Below are 24,433 nucleotides of genomic sequence, written 5' to 3'. Positions count from 1 at the left end.
GGCTTTTGCCGCATGAACGCACCGTACATCCACGGACGCCGCCGCACGTTCTCCGCGTCTGCCGCGGTCGATACACAGAACGCCGTCATCACCTCGATCAAGACCGAGGATGCCGCGACCTGGACCGACATCGGCCGGGTGTTCGGCAAGTCCGACGATCGCGCCGCGGCGTATGCGAACACTGCCTCCCCTATCGACCTGCCGACGTTCCTCGCCGGCTGCCACGAATGGGGCGGACGGTTCGCGGATCCGCTGCTCGCGCTGGCTGGCGGGCGCTGGGCCGATGCCGGTGCCGTCTGCAGCGGTGACGAAGCTGCAGCGCTGACGATCGCGAACCTACTACCAGCGATTATCGCGATCGAGGCGGATCAGGTCACCGAACCGCGCGAGCTGATGCCGCACGAAGTCCTGATCCGCCGCGTGAATGCACTGACGTGCGTCTGGCTCGAAATGATCGCCGCCGAGAAGGGACGTGCACAGTGAGCCGGTCGGTCGAACGCGCCGAGCGTGACGCCGCCTTCCGTCGCGCGGTCGACGAGGCGAAGCAGCGCTACAACATCAGCGACATCGTTGCCCGCACCCGCAAGGTCACCCGGGCCGGCAAGAACGAGAAGCGGGCGCTGTGTGCCTTCCACAACGAACGCACGCCCTCAATGCAGCTGAACGACGCCAAGGGCACCTATCACTGCTTCGGCTGCGGGGCGTCCGGCGACCTCGTCAGCTACGTCATGAAGACCGAGGGCATCGGCTTCATGGACGCGTTGCGCTGGCTAGGTGCAGCGAGCCTGCCGGGCGTGGATCCGGCGCAGCGGGCAAAGGCGGCAGCGGAGGACGAGGCCGATCGTCAACGCGCCATCGATCGCGCACGCGACGTCTGGGTGAAGGCCCGCCCTGCCCCCGGCACCCCGGCCGAGGTTTATCTCCGCAGCCGCGGCATCACGATGTTGATCCCGCACACGATCCGCTTCGCGATGACACCAGCCTGGTACGATGACGACAGCGGCGAATGCGGCCCCGATCTGCCCGCGTTGGTGGGTGCGGTCGTGGACGGCAACGACCAGCTGATCGGCCTGCAGCGCATCTTCCTGAGCGACGGGGGCCGCCAGAAAGCGCGGATGGACAAACCCAAGCGCAGCCTCGGGCGCGTGAAGGGCGGCGCTCTCCGGATCAATTCCGATGCCGACAGCGTCGATCACGAGCTTATCCTGACTGAGGGGCCGGAAGACGGCCTGAGCATCGCGCAGGAACTCGGCGCCGAGGTATGGGTCACACTCGGCACCGCAATGATGCCGCACATCGATTACCCGCCGCGGATCATCACGATCCTCATCGCCGGGCAGAACGATGCAGCCGGCCGGACTGCGGTCGCCGCTGCCGAGGAAGATTTGCTCGAACGCGGCTTCGATACCCGCACGATGTGGCCCGCTGACGGGTTCAAGGACTGGAACGACCAGCTCCGAGGCGTCCGCGCATGAGCGGCTCGTTCCAGGAGCAGTTCGCAAAAGCGGAGCCTGCAAGCCCGCTGTACAACGTCGAGGCCGAGCTTGCCTTCCTTGGCGACCTGCTGGCGAACAACCGCCTGATCGACGAGGTCGCGGATCGGTGCCGGCCGGGCGACTTCTCGGTACCGCTTTACGGCCGGATCTACGGCAAGGTGCTGGAGCAGTCGTCCGCTGGCGGCGCGGTCGATGCGGTCACGCTCGCCCCGCACTTCACCGACGATGGCGACTGGCCCCGCGCCTATGCGAAACTGGCGGCCGCCGACCTGAACGCCGGTCCGCGGGCACGCACCAAGGCCTATTTCGAACAGATCACGATGCTGTCGAGCCGGCGCCGCATGGTCGCCGGGCTGCAGGACGTCATGGCCTCGGCGCGCGACCTGACCGTGACGCGGGAGGAGCTGGTCGCCAACGCGGACGAGGCCGTCGCTGAACTCGCCGAACAGACGATCACCGCGCAGGCCTCTGTCGGCGACTATGCGCAGATCGTCATCGACAGCTTCGGCAAGCCAGTCGTGGGCGTGCGTTGCGGGACGATCGGCTCGCTCGACGGTGTAATCGGGGTGCTGCGCCCGTCGAACATGATCGTGGTCGGTGGTCGCCCGGGCATGGGCAAGACATCGCTGGTCACGTCCTACTCGATCGGCGCGGCCGGCCTCGGGCACGGCGTCCTGATCTTCTCGCTCGAGATGAGCGCGGATGAACTGACGCGCCGCATGATCGCCGACATGACGTTCACGACGCGTGGCGGTGTGCCTTACGAGCATGTCCGCGACGGCACGGTGCGGCCGTACGAAATGGATGCCGTCATGTCCGCCAAGACGCGGTTCGACGAGCTGCCGATCGAGATCAACGAAACCTCGGGGCTGACGCTCGCCAAGCTGATCCGCCAGGCGCGCACGCACAAGCGTCGGCTGGCCGCCAATGGGCAGAAGCTCGAACTGGTCGTGGTCGATTACCTCCAGCTGATGGCGCACAGCCGCAAGGGCATGTCGCCATACGAGCATGCAAGCGAGGTGAGCGTCGGGCTCAAGCAGTTCGCCAAGTCCGAAGGGCTCGCCGTCATGGCCGTCGCGCAGTTGAGCCGGGACGTCGAAAAGCGTCCGGACAAGCGGCCGATGCCGTCGGACCTGCGCGACAGTGGGCAGATCGAGCAGGACGCCGACGTGATCCTCTTCGTCTACCGCGAGGAGGAATACCTCAAGCGGCAGGAGCCCGACGACCAGTTCGGGCCAAAATACGAAGCCTGGCGCACGGACATGGAAGCCGTGCGCAACAAGGTCGAGTTCCTCGTCCCCAAACGCCGCAGCGGCCCGTCAGGCAAAGCCCTGGGCTGGTTCTTCGGCGCGAACTCCGCGGTGCGCGGCAGCGAATTCTACAGTTCCAGAGAGGGTGCATAATGGCGCGTATTCGATCGATCCATCCCGGCCTCTGGACCGACGAGACCTATGTCTCGCTGTCGCCCTTTGCCCGGCTCCTGTTCCTCGGCATCTGGAACGAGTGCGACGACATGGGGTCGTTCGAGTGGTCGCCGGTGAAGCTCAAGATGCGGCTGTTGCCGGCCGACAGCGTCGACGTTGTGGCTATGCTCGAGGAACTGACCGAGGCACGTTGCATCATGGCCTACGAAGCCGGGAGCAAGCGCTACGGCGCGGTTCGGAATTTCTGCCAGTACCAGCGTCCCAAGAAGCCGAATTCCGTGCACCCCCAGACGGACGCGGTTCGGAACTGGGTGAACGTCAAAGCCCGTTCAGCACGCGATGGTGGGGAACTAGGTACCGCATCAGACTCCTTGGGTGGGGAACTGACACCCCCTTCAGCGCCATCTAGTGGGGAACTGCACCCGCCTTCAACTAGGTCGAGTGGGGAACCGGTGGGGAAGCGGTTCCCCACCGGTGGGGAAAAGTCTCGCCAGAGGAAGGAGGGAGGAGATAGTTCCGTTACTAACGTAACGGGCGCAGCCGCGCCGCCTGCGGATCCGAAGAAGGCGATGTTCGACGCTGGCGTGGCCCTGCTGGGAGAGGCAGGACTGGCGCAGAAAGCCGCCCGGGCCCTGATCGCGAAGTGGCTCCACGGCCATGGCGACGTGGCGACAATGGCGGCGTTGGCCAGCGCCGCCGGCCGGGCTGACCCGGTGTCGTGGATCGAGGGGCGCTTGCGGACTAAAGTGGCGTCGGACGACGAGGCGTCCGCTGCGAGCCGTGCGACCGCCGAGCGATACCGGCGGATGGCGATCCCAGGCCCGCCCACCGAAGCCGAGCCGTTGCGGGCACTGGCATGATCGCGATCGCCAATGCCCGTGCTGGGGTTCGCTTACGGGGCGCTGTCGGGCCGTTCGTCGGAGCCGCCGATCGAAAGGCTGTCCGCCGCGTCGTCGAAATCACGAGCTTCGCCCGGGATCGAGTCCGGGGTGTCATCGCTGGCCGCGTCGGTATCCTCAATGCTGGTACCGCCCGGGGAGAGCCCTTCCTCGGTTTCGATGTTTCCATCGACGTACGGCTCGCCCGTCGTCTCGCGTTCGATGTCGGTGCTCGGGTCGGTCGGCATGGCATGCTCCTGTCGTTGCTCGCGCCCAACGCACTGGCCGTTCATTCGAGCCGGCTGGACGAGGAACCCGAGTACCAATCGGCTTTCGTTCCATCTATGTTCCGCAAAACCGGTAAGCAGGCGATAATGAGAATACCCCGAGCAGCAGCGGAGCGCGTCCCGGCCGGCGCGCGGATCGTGAACATCGAGCGGATGTCGCGGGCGTTCGTGAAGTACCACCTGGACGACGGCCGCGCGTTGCACCGCTTCACGCGGGAAGAACCGCATGCGACCCCGCATGATCACCCCTGGTCGTTCGAGACCGAGATCCTCGATGGCGGTTACGTGGAGGAGGTCTTCACGTTCGACGAGCATGGCTGGCGCGGAACGCTGATGCACCGGCTTCCTGGCGAGACCTACCGCGTCGATGCGACGCACATCCATCGCATTGTGGAGCTACCGTCGGGCGAATGCTGGACCTTAGTTCGGGCTGGCCATCACGAGCGCCACACGCGGTTCTGGCGGTTCGGCGACATCGTTCAATCGCGGGCATGGCATGAGAGGAGGTGGACGCAACATGAGTAAGCAGAGCACTGCGCGCGCGGCGAAGGCGAGCACGAAGATCAAGCGGGTGCCGAAGTCGCCGGCCGCGCGGATGGCAGAAGCTGTGACGGCGAAGGGCGAGGCGATCGGGGCGCCTGCGATCCAGGTTGCCCGCGGCATGCACGCTATCGTCGATGTGCCGCTGCGCGACGCGGGCCGTGTGGTGACCGAGCATACGCTGATCAACAGGGGTGGCACGCCGATCGCCCGCTGGAAGGCGGCCAAGCTGCTGTCCGATAGGCAAGTCGCAGCCATCGACCACTGCGAAGCGCTATGGGCGCGCCTGGGCGGCAAGGCTCTGGTGATGGATCTGTCTCGGATACCGGGCCGAGGGAACGGTAAGGGCAACGGCTGGTCAGAACAGGAGGCGCTCGACGACCTGAAGCGGATCAAGGGCTACTTCCCCGCGAAATGGTGGTGCGTGTTCGAGAACGTCTGCCGGTTCGACGAGGCTGCCGGGTTCGCGGGGTCGGCGCTGACCGAGTGCCGTAACGATCAGGTCACGGCCGCGCGCACTACGGTGCAGTTCGTGGCGGACATCATCGCGATGAAAGAGCGATTGAGCAGTTGACGCCACCACCCCCGCAAGGTATGCAAATGACCAGTTGTTAGAGCCGCGCCCGCAAGGGTCTGCGGCTCTCTTCGTATGTGGAGCGGGAGGGCGTCATGTGACCGCGCCCGTGATCACCGAACGACTTCGCGGGCGGGCTGGCCAGCAACAGCGCAAGCGCCGCCTCGCGCGCACCTCCGGCTTGTGCGAGCGGTGCCAGTCTCGCGGCCGCGTCACGATTGCCACCGTCGTCGACCACATCGAACCGCTCGCGCTTGGTGGCAGCGACGAGGACGAGAACACCCGCAACCTGTGTGACCCCTGCCACCTTGAGGTGACAGCAGAGCAGTTCGGCCACGAGAAGCGGGTGGGCTTCGCCGCAGATGGCCTCCCTACTGACCCAGATCACCCTTGGCGCCGCGCTGCGGGTTGAACAGGAAGGGAACATTTGTATGGTGAGCAGGTGATTTTGTTTGAATTCACCTGTCCACACTGCGGGCGTGCTGCTTCGAGGAACTACCGCGGCAGTGGGCCCCGACCGTCTCTTTGTAGCAACGCCTGCAAGGTAGCGGCCTGGAAGGTGCGCCATCCTGACCACAGGGTGGCTGAGCTGACAGCGCTGCGAGAGAAGTCTGCAGCTGAAGCTGCTGCGCGATCGTGCAGTTGCGGGCTGCCGCTGTCGCTTCACCAACGCAAATGGTGCAGTATCAAATGCAGACGATCTAACCAGGTGGCCGCTAAGTCTTGCCGGTCGTGTGGTATCGAGATCGCCAAGAACGCTCAACGCTGTGATTCCTGCCGTTCCATCAGTGCTTCCATCAACCGGTTGAAGCGTCGGCGTTCCCCATCGGCGCGGGCCGCGAAGTCAATGCGCAAAGCACTCCAGCGCGGGTCAGTAGCGGGCGCAGAGCGGTTTGATCCAGTCGCGGTTCTCTCTCGCGACCGGTGGAAATGCCATCTCTGCGGGCGTGCGACGCCACAGAGGCTGCGGGGCACGTACGATGATAGGGCTCCCGAGCTCGACCACATCGTGCCACTTGCTCGCGGCGGCAAGCACACCATGGCAAACACCGCATGTGCGTGCCGGAGGTGCAACATCGTGAAGGGCGCGCGGCCCTTGGGGCAGCTTCGGCTCCTCGGCTGATCACGCCGACCTAAGCCTACCTTGGGGGGGTAGGTTAAAGTCTGCGGGGATGCCGACGGCCACCGACGTCAACATCGACTTTCATTGCTAATACAGGATTTGCTCCATGGCCCGTCGCCAGCGCATCGACAGCGCGGCCGGGGCGGTGGCGACGATGGCCGCGGCCGCGCGCGACCTCTCGCCGCCCGATCATCTTCGCATCCGGAAAGGCGATATGCCGTTCTGGGACAGCGTGATCTCGGAGAAGCCGAAGTCCGAGTGGACCGAGTCCGATTTGATCGTCGCAGCCAACCTGGCGCGCGCCATGGCGGATGCTGAGCGGGTCGCCGGTTACGCGGTGGTCGGCGGCGGGAACATCAACCAAAAGAAATTGCTCGAGACGATCGAGGTCAGCGATAAGCTCGCGCGCCGGATTGTAACGCTGCGCCGAGCGTTGGGCTTGGATAACCGGGCGAAGAACGGCGAGCAGCGCGACGTCACCAAGCGCCGCGGCCACGCCGACGAAATCGAGCGAGGCCACAACCCGATGGCGAACGACGGGGACAGCCTCCTGGCGAGGCCTGCCGGTAGCGCGTGACCCGCGGCGAACGCGTCATCGCGTTCATTCATCGATATTGCATGGTTCCCGAGGGCAAGCTGGTCGGCAAGCCGATCCGCCTCGAAGAGTTTCAGCAGCGTTTCATCTTGGAGGTTTACGACAACCCGGTCGGCACGACCGAGGGCATTCTCTCGATCGCGAGGAAGAACGGCAAATCCGGTCTGATCGCCGCCATCCTGCTCGCGCATATCGCCGGGCCGGAAGCGCGGTTGAACAGCCAGATCGTCAGCGGCGCGCGGTCGCGGGACCAAGCGGCTCTGGTGTTCAACCTTGCCGCCAAAATGGTGAAGATGTCGCCGGATCTGGACAAGCTTGTCCGCATCGTGCCTTCGGGCAAGAGGCTGATCGGGCTGGCGCTCAACGTCGAATACCGCGCGCTCGCTGCGGAGGGCTCAACCTCCCACGGTCTCTCGCCGGTGCTCGCCATCCTCGACGAGCTCGGCCAAGTCCGCGGCGATCACGACGACTTCGTCGAGGCGATCGAGACGGCGAGCGGCGCATACGACGACGCGCTGCGGCTGATCATCTCGACGCAGGCGCCGACCGATGCCGACATGCTGTCGGTGAAGATCGATGACGCGCGGCGCTCGAAGGATCCGAAGATCGTCTGCCACGTCTACGAGGCACCGGCGGACTGCGATGTTCTTGACCCGGATGCTCACCGAGCCGCAAATCCGGCTCTCGGTACGTTCCGCTCGCATAGTGAATTGCTCGCGGCTGCCGAGAAGGCGTCCCGCATGCCGTCCGCTGAGAACGGATTCCGGAACCTCTACCTCAACCAGCGCGTAAACCGGTTCTCGCCGTTCCTGGCGCCGGGAGTCTGGCTCGCCTGCAATGGCGCGACCGAGGATGAGGCGTTCGCCAAGGGCATCGTGTTCGGCGGCCTCGACCTCGCCGAGACGACCGACCTTTGCGCGTTCGTGCTGATCGCGTTCTGGATGGGCAAGTGGCACGTGCGATGCTGGTTCTGGAAACCGGCGGCCACCCTCGAGGATCACGCAAAGCGGGACCGGGTGCCATACGGGCGCTGGGCGAAAGAGGGGTTGCTCGAAACAACCCCGGGCGTCGCGGTCGATTACGAGTTTGTAGCGTTGAAGATCGCCGAGATCACGAACGGCATGAACGTCGGGCGCATCGGGTTCGATCGCTACCGGTTCAAGACGCTCGAAGTGCAGATGCAGAAGCTGGGCATCACCCTGCCCTTCGAGCCGTTCGGTCAAGGCCATGTGTCGATGGCGCCGGCGATGGACTCAACAGAGATCGCGTTCCTGAACGGACAGGTGCTGCACGGCGCACACCCTGTCCTGACCATGTGCGCCGCGAACGCGGTCGTCGAGAAGAACGCGGCGGGCGACCGGAAACTGAACAAGGCGAAGTCGACCGGCCGTATCGACGGCATGGTTGCTCTCGTGATGGCGATGGGGGTTGCGATGCTAAACAACCCCGGTGAGACCGTCGATGACTGGCTTGCGAGCCTCGCCGCATGACGCGTCGCTTCACGATCGAGTATGGCAACGGCGTGGCCGAAGCCGAGCGGGCAATGGCTTCGGAAGGGAAAGACATCTTGCCGTGGCGCGGCGGGGCAGCGTCGACGGAAAACGGCTCTAATTTCGTCACCAATCAGGTGACCGTTGCCGATATGCGAGACGCCGCGTTAAGCGGTGGGCAAAGCGCTCTCGGTCTCTCGGCAACCTGGGCTTGCATCAACCTGCTTGCAGGTACGATCGCGAGCCTGCCCCTAATGGTCTATCAGACCGACCGCGCTGGGATTCGCTCGGTTGCCCGGCAGCATCCGCTCTATTTCGTCCTCCACGATTCGCCCAATTACGATCAAACGGCCGTGGATTTCTGGGAGTACATGGCGGCTGGGATCGAGTTGCAGGGCAACGCCTACGCCACGATCGAAAAGCGCTTTAACGGCGACGTGTTCTCTCTGACGCCGATCCGGCCGGACTGCGTGACCGCGCGCCGGCTGTCGTCCGGCGCGATCGAGTACGAGTGGACTGTCGCTGGCGTGCGCCAGGTAAAGGCTGGCGATACAGTGCTGCATATTCGCGGCCCGCTCGGCGACGCCCTATCGGGAATGTCGACTCTGTCCGCATGCCGCGGCGCATTCGACGGCGCACTGTCAGCGGATAGCGCTGCGTCGACAATGTTCAGGAACGCTGCGCTACCGAGCGGGGTCCTCAAGAGCGACAAGGATCTCAATGCCGAACAGCGTCGGCTTGCGGAAGCGCTGCTGCAGGAAAAGTTCGTTGGCGCGCTGAATGCCGGCCGCCCGATGCTGCTCGATAAATCGCTGTCCTGGCAGCAGCTGACGATGAGCCCAGGCGATGTTCAGATGCTCGAAAGCCGCGGCTTCAGCGTCGAGGAGATCGCCCGCGTGTTCGGCGTACCTCCTCACATGATCGGGCACACAGCGAACAGCACGTCGTGGGGTACCGGCCTTGAGCAGCAGACGCTCGGCTTCGTGAAGTTCTCGCTGCGGCGCCGGCTGAAGCGGATCGAGCAAGCTCTCGAAAAGCAGCTTCTGACCGCCCGCGATCGGGCAAGCGGCATAACGATTGAGTTCAACCTTGAGGGGCTGCTGCGCGGCGACAGCGCTGGTCGCTCCGCCTTCTACAAGTCCGGCCTTGGCGACGGATGGCTGACGATCAACGAGGTTCGCCGGCTTGAGAACATGCCACCAGTTCCGGGCGGCGACGTGCCGCGGATGCAGATGCAGAACGTACCGATCACCGAAGCCGGGCAAGATCCTGCGGGAGCAACAACATGAACGCTTTCGACTATAACCTCGAGGTCAAGGCGATTGCCGATGACGGTGAGATCGAAGGCCTCGCCATTTCCGTCGGCACGCTCGACGAAGGCAAGGACATCGTGGCGCCAGGCGCAGTCACCCGCGCGCTGGCTGGGCGCAAGTCGCTACCGATGCTGCTGTTCCACGACCACAAGCGGCCTGTCGGCGTGTGGAACACCTTCCGCGAGACGAGCGATGGCTTGGAGGTGAAGGGCCGGTTCTCATCCAGCCAGGCGGGGCGCGAGGCGCGCGAGGACGCACGCAGCGGCGCGCTCGGCGGACTATCGATGGGGTTCCGCACGCTTCGCCACAAGTTCGAAGGCAAGGCCCGGCACCTCCTCGACTTCGCACTCGACGAGATTTCGCTTGTGACCGTGCCGATGAATCGGCTGACGCTGGTCTCGTCCGTCAAAGATATCACGGGGCTCGGCGACCTGCCGAGCCTCCCACAATTTGAGGACTTCCTGCGCGAGGCAGGGTTCTCGAAGACGCAGGCCTCCGCGATCGCGGGCAAAGGCTTGGCCTCTCTGCTCCGGGGTGAGCCCGGCAGTGAACCCGCGGCCGAATATCTGGCCGCACTCGGGGCGCAGCTTCGCGCCTGATCTCACCCCTTTGGGAGTAACGACATGACCACCGAAACCAAGACGGTCGCCGAGCTGGCGAACGAGACCAAGACGCTTGTCGAGCGCAAGTTCGACGAAGTGAAGGCTATCGCCGAGCGCGCCCTCGGCATGGCCGAGAAGGGCGAGACGATGAGCGCGGCCGACAAGGCTACCGCCGACGAAGCCCTGACCACGGCCAACGAGGTCAAGAGCCTGCTGACCGAGCTCGAGCAGCGCGTCGCCGCAGGCAAGGCGGACGAGGCTGTGCGCCAGAGTGCGGGCGAGCGCTTCGTCAGCGCAGACGAGTTCAAGTCGTTCGCAGGTCAGACCCGTCCCCGTGGTCGCGCGATCGTGGAGGTGAAGGATATCACCTCGCTCACCACGGATGCTGCAGGTTCGGCTGGCGGTCTGGTAGCCCCAGACCATCGTGGTCTGCAGGTTGAACTTCGCCAGCGCCGTCTGACGATCCGTGCGCTGCTGGCCCCTGGTCAGACCACCAGCAACCAGATCGAATATGATCGGGAGAAGCTCTTTACCAACGCCGCAGCGCCGGTCGCCGAGGGCGCGCTCAAGCCTCAGTCGGAACTGCAGTTCGACGATGCCACCGCCAATGTCCGAACGATCGCCCACTGGATGCGCGCGTCGGTTCAGATCCTGGCTGATGCCGCGGGCCTCCGATCGATCATCGATCAGCGTCTTCGTTATGGCTTGGCATTCGCCGAGGAACAGCAGCTTCTCAACGGCTCCGGCACCGGTCAGAACCTTCTCGGCCTTGTCACCGCAGCCACGGCGTACGCGGCGCAGGGCGGCCTGGCGGCAACGACACAGGTCGACACCGTCCGCCTGATGATCCTTCAGGTCGCTCTCGCTGAATACCCGGCGAATGGCGTGGTGATGAACCCGATCGACATGGCCGCGATCGAAATCTCCAAGGATGCCGCCGGCGGCTACATTCTGGGAAATCCACAGGGTACGATTCAGAAGACCCTCTGGGGTCTGCCGGTCGTGGAGACGCAGGCAATCGGTGTCGATAAGGCACTGGTCGGCGCCTTTGATCTCGCCGCGCAAATCTTCGACCGTCAGGATGCAACGATCGAGGTGTCGACCGAGGACCAGGACAACTTCGTTCGGAACAAGGTCACGGTCCGCGCAGAGGAGCGGTTGGCTATGGCGATCTATCGCCCGCAGGCGATCGTTTATGGCGACCTCGGCCGCGTTGCCGGCTGATTGTCTCGGGGGCGGTTCGCCGCCCCCGTTTTCGCGAACACCGTCCGCGACGTTCACGAAAACGAAGGAGGCCGTAATGAAAATCAATGCCATTCTGCTGAAGCCGCTAGACGGTTTAGCACCGGGTTCGCCTCGGCAGTTCGATAAGGTGGACTTCGATCGCCTCAAAGATCTGAGCGCAGTTCGCGAGGCGGGCGATGCCGATGCCCTCGCAGATGCGAGTGACGAGGATGCGCAGTTGCTCGAGCAGTTGCGAGATCCGGCGAAGGGCGCTGCCATCATCGCCAGCATGAAGGCGGCGTTCAAGGACCTCCAGTCCAAGAACGAGTTCATCAACGACGGGATGACCACTATGCGGCAGTCGCTCCAGGAAGCCGAGAGCGCTCGTGATGCGGCAATCACCGAGCGCGACGCTGCAATCGTGGATCGGGACGCTGCCCGCAAAACCGCCGAAGAGCTGAAGTCTCAGATTGCCGCGATGCCGCAGCCGGGTACCAAGTCCGAGCAGGCGCCGGCAAACAAGATGGCCAGCGCTCCGCATAACAAAACCGCCAAGCCATAACCCCTTCGCCGTCGGCTGCCCCCTTGCCGACGGCGGACCCCTTTCAAGCGAGGTGATGTATGGCAGAGCCGATCACGCTCGCTGAAGCGAAACAGCACCTCGACGTCGTTCGTGACGACCAGGACGGCATGATCGCCAACATGATCACCGCTGCGCGCGAGTGGGTCGAGAACTATACCGGGCTGTCGTTCAATGGCGATGCGGTGACGCAGACATTCCGGTGCTTCCGCGGTGGAATCGCGCTGCTGGTCTGGCCTGCCGACGACAATGCCGAGGTGACGGTCGCATATCTCAACAGCGCAGGCGAGCCCGTCGAGGTAACCGGCGCCCGGCTATGGCGAGCCGCTAAACCGGCGCGGCTACTTCCTCCCCTGGGTGGGACATGGCCCACCGATGCGGACGGATCAATAGCGGTGACCGTCACTGGCGTCCCGTTCTCGCTGAAGGCAGCCATGCTGCTGCTCATCGGCGACCTCTATGGGCAGCGGGAAGAAACTGCGGTTGGCGTCAGCGTCCAGGCAACCGGCGCCGTCGTCAATCTCTGCCATCCCTATCGTATGCCGGTGATCGGCTGATGCGCGCGGGCCGCCTCGACCGCCAGATCGGCATCTGCAAATACGGGATCGTCACGAACGAAGGCGGCGACGATGTCGAGGGCTTCGCTCCCGCGCTCGCCGTTGCAGCCGGGATCAAGCACCTCCCCGGCGCCGAGCGGCTGCAGTCCGCGGAGAACGCCGCGATGGCGCCGACCGTGTTCTTGATCCGGTGGTCGCCCGACCTCGACCCAGACGCGCCGACCGGGATCAACCCGAAAGACCGGATCGAATATCCCGTTGCGTCCGGTCGCTTTTTGAACGTCACAAGCGCAATTGAACTGGGACGGCGCGATACGATCGAGATCGCGGCAACCGGGGCGGCAGACTGATGGCAAATCGCACTGTCAAGGTTGAGGGACTCCAAGAGCTTGAGGCAGCCCTCGCTGACCTGCCCAAGGCTACGGGCAAGGCGGTCCTGCGGCGTGTTGCACGACAGGCGCTGGTTCCCTTCGACGCAGCGTGGCGGCGCAACGCCAACGCGCATCGCCTGACGGGTTCTCTTGAGGAAAGCGGGGGCATCGGCACCAAGCTGACGAAGCGGCAAGCGCGGTTGAACAAAAAGCGCGAGGGCAAGGCCAGCATCGAGATGCACGCCGGGCCGAACGATCCTGCTGCTATCCCTTCCGAGTACGGGACAGTCGACCAACCGGCTCGCGCGTTTGGCCGGCCGGCCTGGGCGACGACCCAGGATGAGGTGCTGGACATCGTGAAAGCCGAGCTCGGCCAAGCGATCGCTGCAGCAGCGTCGCGCATCGCGCGCAAGAACGCGAAGCTCCCGGCGAAAGGCTGATCCATGTCGATGACCGCTGACCTGCGCGATCGGTTCAAGGCGGCCGGCGTGGCTGGCGGCAGGGTCTATCGGGACGTTCGCCCGCAAGGCTCCGCCATGCCCGCCGTCCGGATGCAGCAGGTCAGCGATATCGTCGGCGATCTGATGAAGGGCGAGAGCCTGCTGCGCGAGACTCTGATCCAAGTCGATGCCTTTGCATCCAGCAGGTCGGAAGCCGACGCGATCGCGGAAGCCATCGCTGCGGCACGCCCGGCGAAAGAAGTCGTAGGCGGCACCGACTTCCGCCGGATCTTCATCGACGGTGGCGACACCGACAGCGAAACCCCGGCTTCCGGCGGCACCATCTACCGAACCCGCATCGATCTCTTGGTGTGGCACCGACCAGCAAGACAGGAGGACTGACCATGGCAGACGTTCCAGCCGTACAGAATATCGAAGACGCGGACCTGGGCGATGGCTCGGAGTTCTGGCTGGCTGCCGCCAACGGCGACCTGCACGAACTCGCGATGGTCACCGAAGTGCCCATGCCGCAGGAAGAGACGGACCTGATCGAGGTCACGCACATGAAGTCGCCCAACCGGCGCAAGGAGTACATCTCCGGCTGGAAGGATGGCAGCGAGAGCGACGTCGTGATGAACTATGTCCCCGGCTCGCCGACCGACATCCTGATCCGCGAGGCACGCGACGCCGGCGATCGCCGCGCGTATCGCGTCGTCCTGCCGACGGCGGACGGAACCTGGGAGATCACCGGCTTCGTCATCGTGCGTGCCTATGCGCCGAGCAACCCGCTGAACGATCGCCGCACGGCCACGATGACGGTCAAGTTCACCGGCGTCGAGACTCAGGTGGCGGGGTCGTAAGATGGCGACGCCGAATGGGGTGGTGACCTTCGAGGTCGACGGCGAAGCCCACACGCTGCGCTATGGGATCAACGAGCTATGTCGGCTCGAGGACCGCCTGCAGATGGACGTGACCGGGCTGGCTGCAAAGATGGCGGCGGGGCTGAATATGCGGACGCTGCGTACGATGTTCGCCTGCGGCATGCCGGGCGACGTTACCGACGACGACGCGGGCGCGTTCATCGACGGGGTCGGGCTTCAGCGAGCTGGCGAGCTGGTCGGCGAGGCGATGCAAGCGGCGTTCCCGAGTGCGGAGGGAAAGGCCCAGAAGCCGGTGAGGCCGGCGAAAGTGGCGGCTGGGACTGGCTCGACCTCCTAAGCCAGTGGTGCCGGGAAGGCTTCGATCCTGAAGCGTTCTGGCGCCAGACGCCGCGGACATTCCACGCGGCCATGAAAGGGCGGGGTGACGCAGCCCAAGCCCGGCACGACGAAGCGATCGCACTTGCCTGGCACGTCGAGGCCATTGGCCGGTCCGACCCGAAGAAGCCCCTGCAGTCCCTCAAGAGCCTTCTGGCTCGCCGGGCGGCTCCAGCAAAACCGCAGTCCAGCGTTGAGATGCTTGCGGTCTTTCGGACCTTCCAAGCAGCGGGCGCGCCGATGACAATACGGAGGGTCGCATAGCATGGCAGCAGCAGCGATCGGCGCCCTCAGGGTCACGCTCGGAATCGACACGGCCGCGTTCAATGATGGACTGAACATCGCCCAGAAGCGCATGACCGCGACGGGCAAGAACTTCCAAGCGATCGGCGGAAAGATTGCCACTGCCGGCGCGGGCATGACGGCGGCTATCAGCCTGCCATTCGCCGCGCTGGTGAAGTCCTCGATCCCGGCTGCTGTAGAAAGCCAGCAGGCGCTTGCCCAGGTCACCGCTGCGGTCGCGAGCATGGGGGCTGCATCGGGGCGCAGCGTCGCGCAGCTGCAGGAGCAAGCCGGCGCGCTGCAGAGCCTGTCGAACTTCGATGACGATGACATCCTGAAGTCCGTGACAGCCAACATGCTGACCTTCGGCAACGTCTCTGGTGAAGCGTTCGATCGTGCACAGCTCGCCGCGATCAACCTCTCCGCGCGCATGGGCACTGACCTACAGTCCGCAGCCCTCATGGTCGGCAAGGCACTCAACGATCCGGTCAAGGGCCTGAGCGCTCTGGGCCGCGCCGGGATCCAGTTCACGGCGGACCAGAAAGAGCAGATCAAGGCCATGGTCGCGGGCGGCAATGCTGCTGGCGCGCAGGCGATCATGCTGCGCGAGCTCGAGCGCCAGTTCGGCGGCGCCGCGAAGGCGCAGCGCGATGCCACGCCAGACGCCGCGATGCAGGAGCAGTGGCGCACGCTTCAGGAGAACATCGGCGCCGTCGCGCTCAAGGTAATGCCGCCTCTATTGAGTGCTGTGACTTCGCTTGCCACCGCGTTCAATAATGTCGACCCGACCGTTCAGACCTTCATCATCGGCGCCGTCGCGGTCGCCGCTGCGCTGGGTCCTATCACCGTCGGCATCGGCGGCATGGTTTCCGCGTTCGGCTTGGTGCTACCCGCGCTTGCGCCGGTCGCGACATTCCTGACCGCGGTTCTCATTCCCGCGGCGATTGCGACGGCGCCGGTATGGGCCCCGATCGCGCTGGCGGTAGGCGCAGCTGCGGGAGCGTTCGCGTTGCTGGTCAAATATCAACCGCAGATCGATGCCTTCGGTGTTGCCGTCGTGACCAGGATGAAGGCCCTCTACGATGGCGTGAAGACCTGGCTCTTTGACAAGCTCAACGTGATCTTCGACAGCGTCCGCGCGAAAGTCTCGGGTGTCGGTGACGCCTTCTACAAGCTGTGGGATCGGGTCGTCGGCCACTCGTATGTGCCGGACATGGTCGATGCGATTAGCAATCACTTCGAACGTCTCGACGACGTCATGGTCAACCCGGCGAGCGAGGCTGCGGCAGCGACCGCGGATGCGTTCAAATATATGGGCGAAGGCATCAACCGCAGCCTGGCCAACAGCATCGTCAACATGCGCGGCGCGAAGGACATCCTCAAGGGCGTCCTCAGCGAGATCAGCCGCGCGCTGGAAGAAGTGCTCGTCCAGAAAATGGGCGGCGGCACTGGCGGGCTGGGGGGAGCTATCGGCAAGATTTTGGGCGGCATTCTCGGCGGTCAGACCGGTTCGCAGTCCGTGGATATGTCGGGCTGGGGCGACCCGGGGACCATCCCTATGGATACAACGGGCAGCGGGGTGCAGCTGCCGGGGTTCGCCACGGGAGGATCGTTCCAAGTCCGTGGGATGAGCGGGGCGGACAAGAACATTCTGCAGCTGAATGGCCAGCCCATCGCGCGAGTATCGCATGGCGAGACTGTCGGCATCGGCCGCGGCGGCAGCGTCCCAAACGTGACGCAGCATATCACGATTCCTGGCGGGGTCGACCTGATGACGAGAACCGAAGGGTACCGCGTCGCCGGCGCCGTCAAGGATGCGACGATGATGGCTATCGCAGATCAGCAGCGCCGCCGTGGTTGATATCGCATGGCCCGCCGACCTCGCTCCGTATCGGGTGATGTTCTACCTGCAGCCGCACGTCGGCGGATCGGAAAGCCCGTTCAGTCGCACGACCAAACGCTACGGATTGTCCGCGCCGCGGTGGGTCGCCAGGCTGACTTTTCGCGGGGGCTATGACGGGATTCCGGCGCTCCATGAGCCGGGCGGCTTTGGCCCGCGGTTGGACTCCCTGATCGCCGACCTCGACGGCGGGCTCAACGTTGCCGTGTTTCACGACTTTCGCCGCCCCCGCCCTGCGCGCCCGGTTACGGCCGCACAGGCGTTGACGTTCGATGCAGCCGCAACAGGCGCGACCAGCGTCACGGTCCGCGGGTTCGCTCCGTACGCGATCGCCTTGAGCGCGGGCGATTATGTCGGGGGCGACGGTCGTCCGCACCTCACGTCGCTCGCAAACACGCTGTCTGCGGGCGGGACCGTCAACGGCGCGGGCGCGATCATGGCCGACGCCACGGGTGCAGCCGTAATCGGCGTGCGTCCACACATATCGGCCCCCATCGCTGCTGGCGCGATGCTGCAGTGGCCGGTCACCGGCCGGTTCGAGCTGACCAGCGAGGATGCGGGCCAGAACGAGACCGAGGTCGGCGCGCTGACAGAATACACGCTGGATTTTGTGGAGAAGCTATTGTGAGCATCCGCGACCTTCCTCCCGTTCTGGAAGAGGAGTTCGCGCGGGACTCTTTGCGTCCGTTCATCGGGGTGCATATCGACCTTCCCGACCCGGTCTTCGCTGTCACCGGCAATGCGACGATCCGTTACGCCGGGGAGGAGTGGACTGCGATCGGCGGGCTCGGCGCGATCGACACCGTCGGCGAAGGGACGGACGGTTCCGCGGTGGGCGTGAAAGCCACGCTATATCAGGTCCCGGCAGAATTCCGCGACGATGTCGCCGACCAGGCAGTGCGCGGCTGCCTCTACGAGCTCTATGTTGGCGCCCTCGATCCGACGTTCAGCGAGGTGCTGGGCTTCAAGCAAATCTGGAAGGGTCGCCTCGACTCCTACGACATCACCGACGCCGGCGATTCGATCACGGTGAGCGCCGGCGGTGAGAGCCGAATGCGCGACCAGCGGCGTCCCGCAATCCGGCGCTTCACCGACTGGTGGCAGCAGCGGCGCCACCCCGGCGACATCACGTTCCAGTACGTCGCGCGCATGGTCGAGGTTCCTATCCTGTGGGCCAAGGCGAAACAGGCGGCCGTCCTGTGACGAGTCCAGATTGGGCCCTGCACTGCGGCGACGGGTGGCGGGAGCATGTTCTCGCCACGTCCGGCTTCGATATTTGCTCAATTGTCGGGCCATCCCCGCGGCGGACGCGCGACTGGGTCGCGATGATGCGCGGTCTAAACGCACGGGGAATGTCCGGCGTGATCAGCGCCGTCCATGGTCCGCCGAGATCCACCCGGCAAGCGATGCGCGGCGACATCGTCCGGCGTGGGTGGGCGATCGGCGTGTGCCGCGGCGACAAGGCCGAGTTCTTCGGGGGGCGGATGGTCTCGATGGCTGATGCCGATGAAGCTTGGCCCCATGCCGTGAAACCTGCGCGGCATGGGTAAGGTGCTGAAGATCGTCGCGGTGATCGCGGTTGCCGCGGCGATCGCCTATTTCGCGCCAACGATCGCGGCCGCCTTCCTTGCTTCGACGGCAACGGCGGCGACCACGGCGGCGGTGACCGCGGCCGTCGCGGCGACGCTCGCGATCGCGGCGAGCGCGGCGATGACGCTGCTTGCTGGGCGGCCGTCGACATCGGCAGCGACGCCGGGCGTGTTCCGGCAGGCGCTCTCGAACAGCTTCATCATCTACGGAAAGCGCCGCGTCGGGGGTCTGCTGATCTTCTTCCACCCGATTGGGAAGGATTACCGTTATTTCGTGGTCGCTGTTGCGGGGCATCGCTGCAGGGGCGTCACGCGCTGGTATCTGGGGGACGAAGAAGTCTCGGTAGATGGGGCCGGGAAGGTCACGACTGGCACCTATGCGAACAACGCTTGGCTGTGGTTCGCGCGCGGCACCGAGGACCAGGTCGCGAACGCCACGTTTGTCGCCGAGACGCAGGGGAAGTGGACCGCCAATCACCGCGGCCGCGGTACGGCGCTGATCTATGCCAAGTTCAAGATGGTCGATGCGGTCGTGCAGGCTGGCATGCCGAACATCACTGCGGAGGTCGAGGGCAAGGACGACATCCTCGACTATCGCACGGACACTCGCGGCTACACGCGCAACGCCGCGCTGATCTTCTACGACTGGATGCTCCTGCCCCGCGAGGAGGGGGGCTTTGGCGCGTACCAAGACGAGATCGACGAGGACTGGGTCGCCGCGCAGGCGAACGTCTGCGACGAGGTATGCGCGCTTCCCGGGGGCGGGACTGAGGCAAGGTACGAACTCGACTGCTACATCACCACCGGCGCGGCGCCAAGCGAGGTGCGCGACACGCTCGTGACCTGTTGCGCAGGGTCTTTCACATATTCGGGCGGTAAGATGCTGATGCACCCCGGCTATTACGTGCCGCCCTCGGCGACGCTGTCCGAGCGCGACCTAGCCGGCGCGATCAACGTCCCTGCCCTGCTCGCCGGCGACCAGATCGCGACGGAAATGACCGGGACCTACATCGACCCGGATAATCTGTACCAGCCGCGCGACGTGCCCACCCGGTTCATTGATAGCGACGAGGTCCGCCAATCCTCGATCGACTTGCCGCACATAACCAGCGGGACGCGCGGGCAGCGGATCCTCGAGATCGCGCTGCGCAAGTCGCAGGCGGAACGGCGCGTCATCTGGCCGATGAACATCGTCGGTATCGGGATCGCCACTCTCGATACCGTGCAGTTGGCGACCGCGCGCTATGGCCTCTCGAACTATTCGTTTCAGGTGGTGAGCTGGGGGCTGTCGCAGGACTTCTCGGTCGTGCTGCAGCTCGAAGAGACCAGCCCCGACATATTCGAGTTCACCACGGATATGTATCGAACCGTCGGCAATACTGGCGTGCTGGTCTCCGCTGATCCGATAGACGGCAACGCGGACTATGCCGCCACGGCGGGCAGTGCCGCCTCAGCTGATACCGCTGCAGCTGCCGACACATCGGGCGCAGTGAGCAACGGCACGATTACCTACACCCCGGCGCAGATCAAGGCGCTGGAAGACCGCATCGCGGCGCTCGAGCCCTAAAACCGGAGAATGTGAATGGGTATTGCAGCACGCCTGCCGTTCGCGGCGCGGCGCAACGAAGCGCGCGGTTGGACGATGCAGTTCGTCGGCGTCGACTGGAGCGCATCGTCATTTCGCGCGCAGGTCCGCTTGAGGGGGGATACGCCGGGCCCGCCGCAGATCGCGCTCGGAAACGTTACGGTTGCGAACACCGAGGGTCTGCGCGTTGTCGGGGTGGCCTACGATGCAGGTCTGCCCACGACGACGGTCGCGGGCTATCTCTCCAAGGAGACGATGAGCAGCGCTGCCAAGCTGCCCTATGGCGGCGAGGCGGGAGACGATAGCCTCTTCGAGTGGGGCGTCCAAATCGACGGGATCACTCGGATCGTCGGTCCGTTCTGGGCCGTTGCCTCACCGATCGACAGCGATTTGGCTCCGCTCGCGCGTCCGTCCTCGGGCGGTACGAACACCACTGCGCCGGGGAGCTTTTCGAACGTCGCGCTTACAATCGCGCAAGAAGATGTTGTGCGCGTCAGTATCGATGGCGCCGAGCTGCTGACGCCGTACCTGGTCGCGGCCGAAAGCCTGTCGCAAATCGCCACTGACGCGCGGATCGCAGCCGAGGCGATCGCGAAGTACCGCGTCAGCGCGGCTGCCGGACAGGCGGACCCGACGATCCCGGTCAACGAGGGGTTCTCGGTTTCCGATGGCGTCGGCGGGTTCATCTACTACCGCAAGACTGCGGGGCAGCCGGTCGAGATCGGCCGTAGCGTCAGCCTTGCGGCGATCGCCGATACTATCGCGAATAACCGGCGCGCGGTATTCACCACCGCGGATCAGCCGGGCCTTCTCGAAAGCGAGATCGGTGATCAGTGGCTGTCGCCTAGTGGCACGATCTACGCCCGCAATGCGGGCAACGGTATCACGATCAGCGGTCATGTCCTGATGATCGGCGGGCGCGTCCCTGTCCTGCCTTGGTCCCGCGCCCAGAGTCAGCCGCTTGAGACGATCAACGCACGCCTTGATGCCATTGAAAACGGAGCTTCCTGATGCCTTACGACACGTCCCCCACCATCTATAACCCGGTCGCAGGCGATAACGGCCCTGGTATCCGCGCGCTGATCACGTCGGGCAAGCGATGGATCCAGATCAATGCCCCCGCGATGACCCTCGACACGCGGATCGACATGCTCGACGCGGACGGCAACCCCTCGGATTATCTGTGGATCGAACCCGCCCCCAGCATCGACAAGGTCATTATCGACACCACCGGCATCGGTCGTGATCCGGTACAGCCGACCAACCCGAGCTATGCGGGGTTCGAATACAACGGCAAGTTCACACCCGCCGGGTATCTGTCGGCGGATGTCGCTACCGGCGACCTTTCCATGACGGTCAACAACGGCGCCCTCTATGCGGTGGGCGCCTGGGTATTCTTGTCCGACGCATCGACGAACCCTGGCGTGACGCTCCAGCCGCTCGATGGCACCGTGGAGATAATGCAGGTCGCCGGCAAGACGGGCAATGTCCTGACCGTCGACCGCCCGTTCAAGCGTGCGCATGTCGCCAACACGATCGCTGCGCTGACCACCCCGATCCGCGGGCTGAAGTTTTCAAACCTGATCTTCACCGGCAATTCGAAGGGCGGCATCCACGCGCACTGCTCGTTTGGCGGCTTCTTCGACAACATCACGACGCAGGACTGGCGGGGCGGCTACATGCTCCTGCTGGACCTTGGCGGTCGCGACAACACGGTCGCCGACTGCTTCTGCACCGGCACCGAGGCCGGGGGACCGGACGACCTGGAAAAGACGACGTGGGGCGTGGCGCTGGAAGGGCAGGACAGCAGCAAGACGTACCGCTCGGGCGGCACGCTGTGCGGCACCGGCCTGACGATGAACGCCTGCATCGACACGGTGTCGTACGACTCCATCGCCTACCAGTGCAACGTAAACGTCGGCATCTACACCTCGAGCATCCGCACGTATTTCATTCAGCCTCAGACGACGAACTTCATTGCGCTCGACACGTATGTCGAAGCGGAGTCCGCGACGCAGGATTGCGCGATCATCGGTCGGAAAGAGTATTCGGTCCCAGCGATCGAGGGTGAGCAGCAATTCCTGGACCCCCGCGATCTCCCCGTCGACGGTCTCGCTGCGACCGATCGCGTGCTGGCCTTTGATGAGAACGGGCTCGGCAAGCAGGTTCCGAAAAACCGGCTCGTGACGGTCGAGGCAGACGGCACCTATTCTGCCGAGGTCTTCGAGATAAAGAGTGTCAACGACGTCGGTGGGAACCTCCGGGCGAGCAATACCGGTCATAGCTGGCTGGTCGGGATGCTTGGCGTAGCTGGCGCCAACGATTTCGTCATCTACGACCTGACGCGCGGGGTGCAGCCGTTGCTGATCGACGGAACGACGGGCGCCATCAAGATTGCGGTGACTTTCCAGGCGCTAAACGGTGGGGTGACCGACCTTGGCGCCAGCACGACGCCGTGGAAGGACGCCTATCTGAACGGCTTCTGCTACACCGGGACCGGCGTGAAGGTCGCAACCTTGCAGGTTCTGGGCGCGCGCAAGGGGGGCTGGGCGGTGGACACCGGCACCGCGAAACGCACCACCAACGCGACCTATGCCGCGGGGGCGACCCTGACGTTCAGCGCAGCCTATGTGCAGTCTGAGCAGACAGCGGTTGCGACCCGGCTGGCCGAGGTTGAGGCGGCCCTTCAGAGCGCCACGCAGACGATCAAGGCGATGAAAGACGACCTGCATTCCAGCGCCGGTCATGGGCTGTTCGGCGCGTGACCGCCCTCCGCGTCGCTTTTCACGAAACCTCCGCATGGACCACCGGGAGATTGCACATGGATAACGGTGTGTCTGCGAGCGCTGCCGCCCCCGCCGAAGGGGCGTGATCTAAACCCTTCCATCTTCGGAGGCATCAATGATCGACAGCAACTTCGCGGCGCCCGCCGCGCAGGGAGACGAAGCATGACTTCGACCGCAACCATCAATTACATCGGCGACGCGATCAGCGCGGCGTCGAATGCCGGCGCGCTGGCACCCCCGTCGCTGGCGGACAATCCAGGGCTGCTGGCGTGGAACCTGTTCGTCATGACCGCGGCTGCGTGCCTTGGGCTGATGATGGCGGGCAAGCAGGCTCGCCGTCTCTGGGCGACGCGTCGCATCGATCACCCGACCGATCCAGTTTCGATCTATCGCATCATGATCCTGCTCGCGGGCTGTGCGGTTGCTAGTCGAGGGTTCGCTGAAGCGGTCAGCCTCTGGTCGTGGAGTTCGGGCGATGCCGACACCGTCGCGCGCGTTGCGCAGCTGAAGCGCTGGCTCGACCCGATTTCGGTCGGTTGCGGCTTCGCCTGGATGGCGCTGCACGTTCTCGCCGAACCTGTGATCGAGTTCCAGCTGCGCAGGCATCCTCTCCCGGTCGACATGTGGTCGCGCTGGCCCGAATTGCGGCGGCCCGTGATGGTCCTCGGCGTCTCCCTCCTGATGGCGGCAGCGGCCGTAGGTTTGCGGTAGTGCGCGAGGGCGCCGTCGCTGCCGCCCCGGGGCTGTCCGTCCCGGTGATTTGGTCGTTCCTCGGCTACTCTTTCCCCGCGGGCTCCATGGTCGTGGGTCTGCTTTTCTGCCTCATGGTTCGCCTGTTCATCACCCTCGACACGCCCGGCCCGAAGCGCTGGCTTCTCGACGGCATCGTGACCGGTATCGCGCTGCTCACCACGGCCGTTTGGATCGCAGAGCATCAGGTTGATCTATTTGCTGCGCTCGGCACTGGCGGCGGCTGCGGGGCGGTCGGTGCGGGTATCATCAGCTTCTTCAAGCGGCGCGGGCAGAGCGCGATCGACGCGCTCGAGGCGGCCTTGCCCGGCAAGCCCGCGGTCCCGCCTGAGATTACTGCCGCCCTGCGTGAGCTCGACAAGCTGAAATAACGGCCCGCCCTGGGTGCGATCCAAGAGCGGGCCGGGCGACACACGTTGGGAGCGCGTCGCGCCCGTCTGACAACACAGCCACGCCGCAATAGTTCAATCTGAATAAAATTGTGACGACAGCGCGAAAGCTGCCGCGCGGCGCCAACTCGACGACTTGAAAAAAATGGCCCGCCCCGTCGAGGGGGGGTAGGCGAGGCGGGCCAGTTCAGGAGTGGCAAGGGGAATACCTGCCACGCTTGAACGTACCGAGTCGCCGCGATCCTGCTTTAACTTGAAGTAACGATATGACGAACGGCATCAGAGCCGGCGTTGCTTGGCCATGTGCCTGCGAATAGCAAGCCTCCAGCTGCAACAAGTAGCGAAACGCCCCGATCGCTCCGTGTGACACTCGTGTGTCGCGATCGGGGCGCCGAGCGAGCG

General features: G+C 64.8%; 29 protein-coding genes. 28 read left to right on the top strand and 1 reads right to left on the bottom strand.

The window, feature by feature from the left end; all coding sequences use genetic code 11:
- Positions 1 to 12 precede the first annotated feature (12 nt).
- Genes U1701_RS13245 through U1701_RS13230 form a run of 4 tightly spaced genes read left to right on the top strand, consistent with a single transcriptional unit; the run spans position 13 to position 3,780 of the window.
- Entirely contained in the window at positions 13 to 483 is a 471-nt protein-coding gene (locus U1701_RS13245) for a hypothetical protein (RefSeq protein WP_332783030.1), read from the top strand.
- Complete coding sequence (locus tag U1701_RS13240) at positions 480 to 1,475, top strand: DUF7146 domain-containing protein (RefSeq protein WP_332783029.1); 996 nt, start codon at positions 480 to 482, stop codon at positions 1,473 to 1,475. The genes U1701_RS13245 and U1701_RS13240 overlap by 4 nt, the downstream gene beginning before the upstream one ends.
- Positions 1,472 to 2,899 (top strand): replicative DNA helicase, encoded by a 1,428-nt coding sequence (locus U1701_RS13235; protein ID WP_332783028.1) that lies wholly within the window; start codon positions 1,472 to 1,474, stop codon positions 2,897 to 2,899. Before U1701_RS13240 ends, U1701_RS13235 begins: the two co-directional genes overlap by 4 nt.
- Positions 2,899 to 3,780, top strand: coding sequence for a hypothetical protein (locus U1701_RS13230; protein WP_332783027.1), 882 nt, complete (start codon positions 2,899 to 2,901; stop codon positions 3,778 to 3,780). The genes U1701_RS13235 and U1701_RS13230 overlap by 1 nt, the downstream gene beginning before the upstream one ends.
- 32 nt (positions 3,781 to 3,812) lie before the next feature.
- Here U1701_RS13230 and U1701_RS13225 read toward each other — a convergent pair whose 3' ends face one another.
- Positions 3,813 to 4,046 carry a hypothetical protein gene (locus tag U1701_RS13225; protein WP_332783026.1) on the bottom strand — a complete coding sequence of 78 codons (234 nt, stop codon included), beginning with the start codon at positions 4,044 to 4,046 and terminating at the stop codon, positions 3,813 to 3,815.
- Positions 4,047 to 4,049: 3 nt separating this feature from the next.
- Here U1701_RS13225 and U1701_RS13220 point away from each other — a divergent pair, with 3 nt between their 5' ends.
- The 24 genes from U1701_RS13220 to U1701_RS13110 all read left to right on the top strand — a co-directional run bounded on the left by U1701_RS13220 (position 4,050) and on the right by U1701_RS13110 (position 24,013).
- A complete protein-coding gene (locus U1701_RS13220; protein WP_332783025.1) occupies positions 4,050 to 4,610 on the top strand; it encodes a hypothetical protein in 561 nt (186 codons plus the stop codon).
- The gene (locus U1701_RS13215) at positions 4,603 to 5,199 is read left to right on the top strand and encodes a hypothetical protein (protein ID WP_332783024.1); all 597 of its coding nucleotides are present in this window, start codon (positions 4,603 to 4,605) and stop codon (positions 5,197 to 5,199) included. Before U1701_RS13220 ends, U1701_RS13215 begins: the two co-directional genes overlap by 8 nt.
- Positions 5,200 to 5,296: 97 nt before the next feature.
- Entirely contained in the window at positions 5,297 to 5,611 is a 315-nt protein-coding gene (locus tag U1701_RS13210; RefSeq protein ID WP_332783023.1) for an HNH endonuclease, read from the top strand.
- Positions 5,612 to 6,046: 435 nt separating this feature from the next.
- Entirely contained in the window at positions 6,047 to 6,322 is a 276-nt protein-coding gene (locus U1701_RS18740) for an HNH endonuclease (RefSeq protein ID WP_443026051.1), read from the top strand.
- Positions 6,323 to 6,428: 106 nt separating this feature from the next.
- Positions 6,429 to 6,899 carry a phage terminase small subunit, hendrixvirinae-type gene (locus tag U1701_RS13205; RefSeq protein ID WP_332783022.1) on the top strand — a complete coding sequence of 157 codons (471 nt, stop codon included), beginning with the start codon at positions 6,429 to 6,431 and terminating at the stop codon, positions 6,897 to 6,899.
- 41 nt (positions 6,900 to 6,940) lie between these two features.
- Complete coding sequence (locus tag U1701_RS13200) at positions 6,941 to 8,407, top strand: terminase large subunit (RefSeq protein ID WP_332783021.1); 1,467 nt, start codon at positions 6,941 to 6,943, stop codon at positions 8,405 to 8,407.
- The gene (locus U1701_RS13195; protein ID WP_332783020.1) at positions 8,404 to 9,696 is read left to right on the top strand and encodes a phage portal protein; all 1,293 of its coding nucleotides are present in this window, start codon (positions 8,404 to 8,406) and stop codon (positions 9,694 to 9,696) included. Before U1701_RS13200 ends, U1701_RS13195 begins: the two co-directional genes overlap by 4 nt.
- Positions 9,693 to 10,319 carry an HK97 family phage prohead protease gene (locus U1701_RS13190; RefSeq protein WP_332783019.1) on the top strand — a complete coding sequence of 209 codons (627 nt, stop codon included), beginning with the start codon at positions 9,693 to 9,695 and terminating at the stop codon, positions 10,317 to 10,319. Before U1701_RS13195 ends, U1701_RS13190 begins: the two co-directional genes overlap by 4 nt.
- 24 nt (positions 10,320 to 10,343) lie before the next feature.
- Positions 10,344 to 11,546: a phage major capsid protein gene (locus U1701_RS13185; protein ID WP_332783018.1), complete on the top strand. Its 1,203-nt coding sequence runs from the start codon at positions 10,344 to 10,346 to the stop codon at positions 11,544 to 11,546.
- Positions 11,547 to 11,622: 76 nt separating this feature from the next.
- Positions 11,623 to 12,108 (top strand): hypothetical protein, encoded by a 486-nt coding sequence (locus U1701_RS13180; protein WP_332783017.1) that lies wholly within the window; start codon positions 11,623 to 11,625, stop codon positions 12,106 to 12,108.
- Positions 12,109 to 12,167: 59 nt separating this feature from the next.
- Positions 12,168 to 12,683, top strand: coding sequence for a head-tail connector protein (locus U1701_RS13175; RefSeq protein ID WP_332783016.1), 516 nt, complete (start codon positions 12,168 to 12,170; stop codon positions 12,681 to 12,683).
- Positions 12,683 to 13,033: a head-tail adaptor protein gene (locus U1701_RS13170; protein ID WP_332783015.1), complete on the top strand. Its 351-nt coding sequence runs from the start codon at positions 12,683 to 12,685 to the stop codon at positions 13,031 to 13,033. The genes U1701_RS13175 and U1701_RS13170 overlap by 1 nt, the downstream gene beginning before the upstream one ends.
- Positions 13,033 to 13,494, top strand: a complete 462-nt coding sequence (locus U1701_RS13165) for a hypothetical protein (RefSeq protein ID WP_332783014.1) — start codon at positions 13,033 to 13,035, stop codon at positions 13,492 to 13,494. Before U1701_RS13170 ends, U1701_RS13165 begins: the two co-directional genes overlap by 1 nt.
- Positions 13,495 to 13,503: 9 nt before the next feature.
- Complete coding sequence (gene gp17 / locus U1701_RS13160) at positions 13,504 to 13,896, top strand: tail completion protein gp17 (protein WP_332783013.1); 393 nt, start codon at positions 13,504 to 13,506, stop codon at positions 13,894 to 13,896.
- Between the two features lie 2 nt (positions 13,897 to 13,898).
- Positions 13,899 to 14,354 carry a phage tail tube protein gene (locus tag U1701_RS13155; RefSeq protein ID WP_332783012.1) on the top strand — a complete coding sequence of 152 codons (456 nt, stop codon included), beginning with the start codon at positions 13,899 to 13,901 and terminating at the stop codon, positions 14,352 to 14,354.
- Position 14,355: 1 nt separating this feature from the next.
- Positions 14,356 to 14,712, top strand: coding sequence for a hypothetical protein (locus tag U1701_RS13150; protein WP_332783011.1), 357 nt, complete (start codon positions 14,356 to 14,358; stop codon positions 14,710 to 14,712).
- 303 nt (positions 14,713 to 15,015) lie between these two features.
- Positions 15,016 to 16,893, top strand: coding sequence for a phage tail length tape measure family protein (locus tag U1701_RS13145; protein WP_332783010.1), 1,878 nt, complete (start codon positions 15,016 to 15,018; stop codon positions 16,891 to 16,893).
- Positions 16,886 to 17,560, top strand: a complete 675-nt coding sequence (locus U1701_RS13140) for a hypothetical protein (protein ID WP_332783009.1) — start codon at positions 16,886 to 16,888, stop codon at positions 17,558 to 17,560. The genes U1701_RS13145 and U1701_RS13140 overlap by 8 nt, the downstream gene beginning before the upstream one ends.
- Positions 17,557 to 18,135, top strand: a complete 579-nt coding sequence (locus U1701_RS13135) for a hypothetical protein (RefSeq protein ID WP_332783008.1) — start codon at positions 17,557 to 17,559, stop codon at positions 18,133 to 18,135. The genes U1701_RS13140 and U1701_RS13135 overlap by 4 nt, the downstream gene beginning before the upstream one ends.
- Before the next feature lie 339 nt (positions 18,136 to 18,474).
- Complete coding sequence (locus U1701_RS13130; RefSeq protein WP_332783007.1) at positions 18,475 to 20,088, top strand: phage tail protein; 1,614 nt, start codon at positions 18,475 to 18,477, stop codon at positions 20,086 to 20,088.
- A 75-nt stretch (positions 20,089 to 20,163) separates the two neighbouring features.
- Positions 20,164 to 21,117, top strand: coding sequence for a hypothetical protein (locus U1701_RS13125; protein WP_332783006.1), 954 nt, complete (start codon positions 20,164 to 20,166; stop codon positions 21,115 to 21,117).
- Positions 21,117 to 22,871 carry a hypothetical protein gene (locus U1701_RS13120; RefSeq protein ID WP_332783005.1) on the top strand — a complete coding sequence of 585 codons (1,755 nt, stop codon included), beginning with the start codon at positions 21,117 to 21,119 and terminating at the stop codon, positions 22,869 to 22,871. Before U1701_RS13125 ends, U1701_RS13120 begins: the two co-directional genes overlap by 1 nt.
- A gap of 183 nt (positions 22,872 to 23,054) precedes the next feature.
- Positions 23,055 to 23,603 carry a hypothetical protein gene (locus U1701_RS13115; RefSeq protein WP_332783004.1) on the top strand — a complete coding sequence of 183 codons (549 nt, stop codon included), beginning with the start codon at positions 23,055 to 23,057 and terminating at the stop codon, positions 23,601 to 23,603.
- On the top strand, positions 23,603 to 24,013 hold the full coding sequence (locus tag U1701_RS13110) for a hypothetical protein (RefSeq protein WP_332783003.1): 411 nt from the start codon (positions 23,603 to 23,605) through the stop codon (positions 24,011 to 24,013). Before U1701_RS13115 ends, U1701_RS13110 begins: the two co-directional genes overlap by 1 nt.
- Positions 24,014 to 24,433: the final 420 nt, after the last annotated feature.

This window comes from Sphingomonas rhamnosi, from assembly GCF_036663615.1.
Lineage (GTDB): Bacteria > Pseudomonadota > Alphaproteobacteria > Sphingomonadales > Sphingomonadaceae > Sphingomonas.
This window is presented reverse-complemented; position numbering and strand designations above follow the sequence as displayed.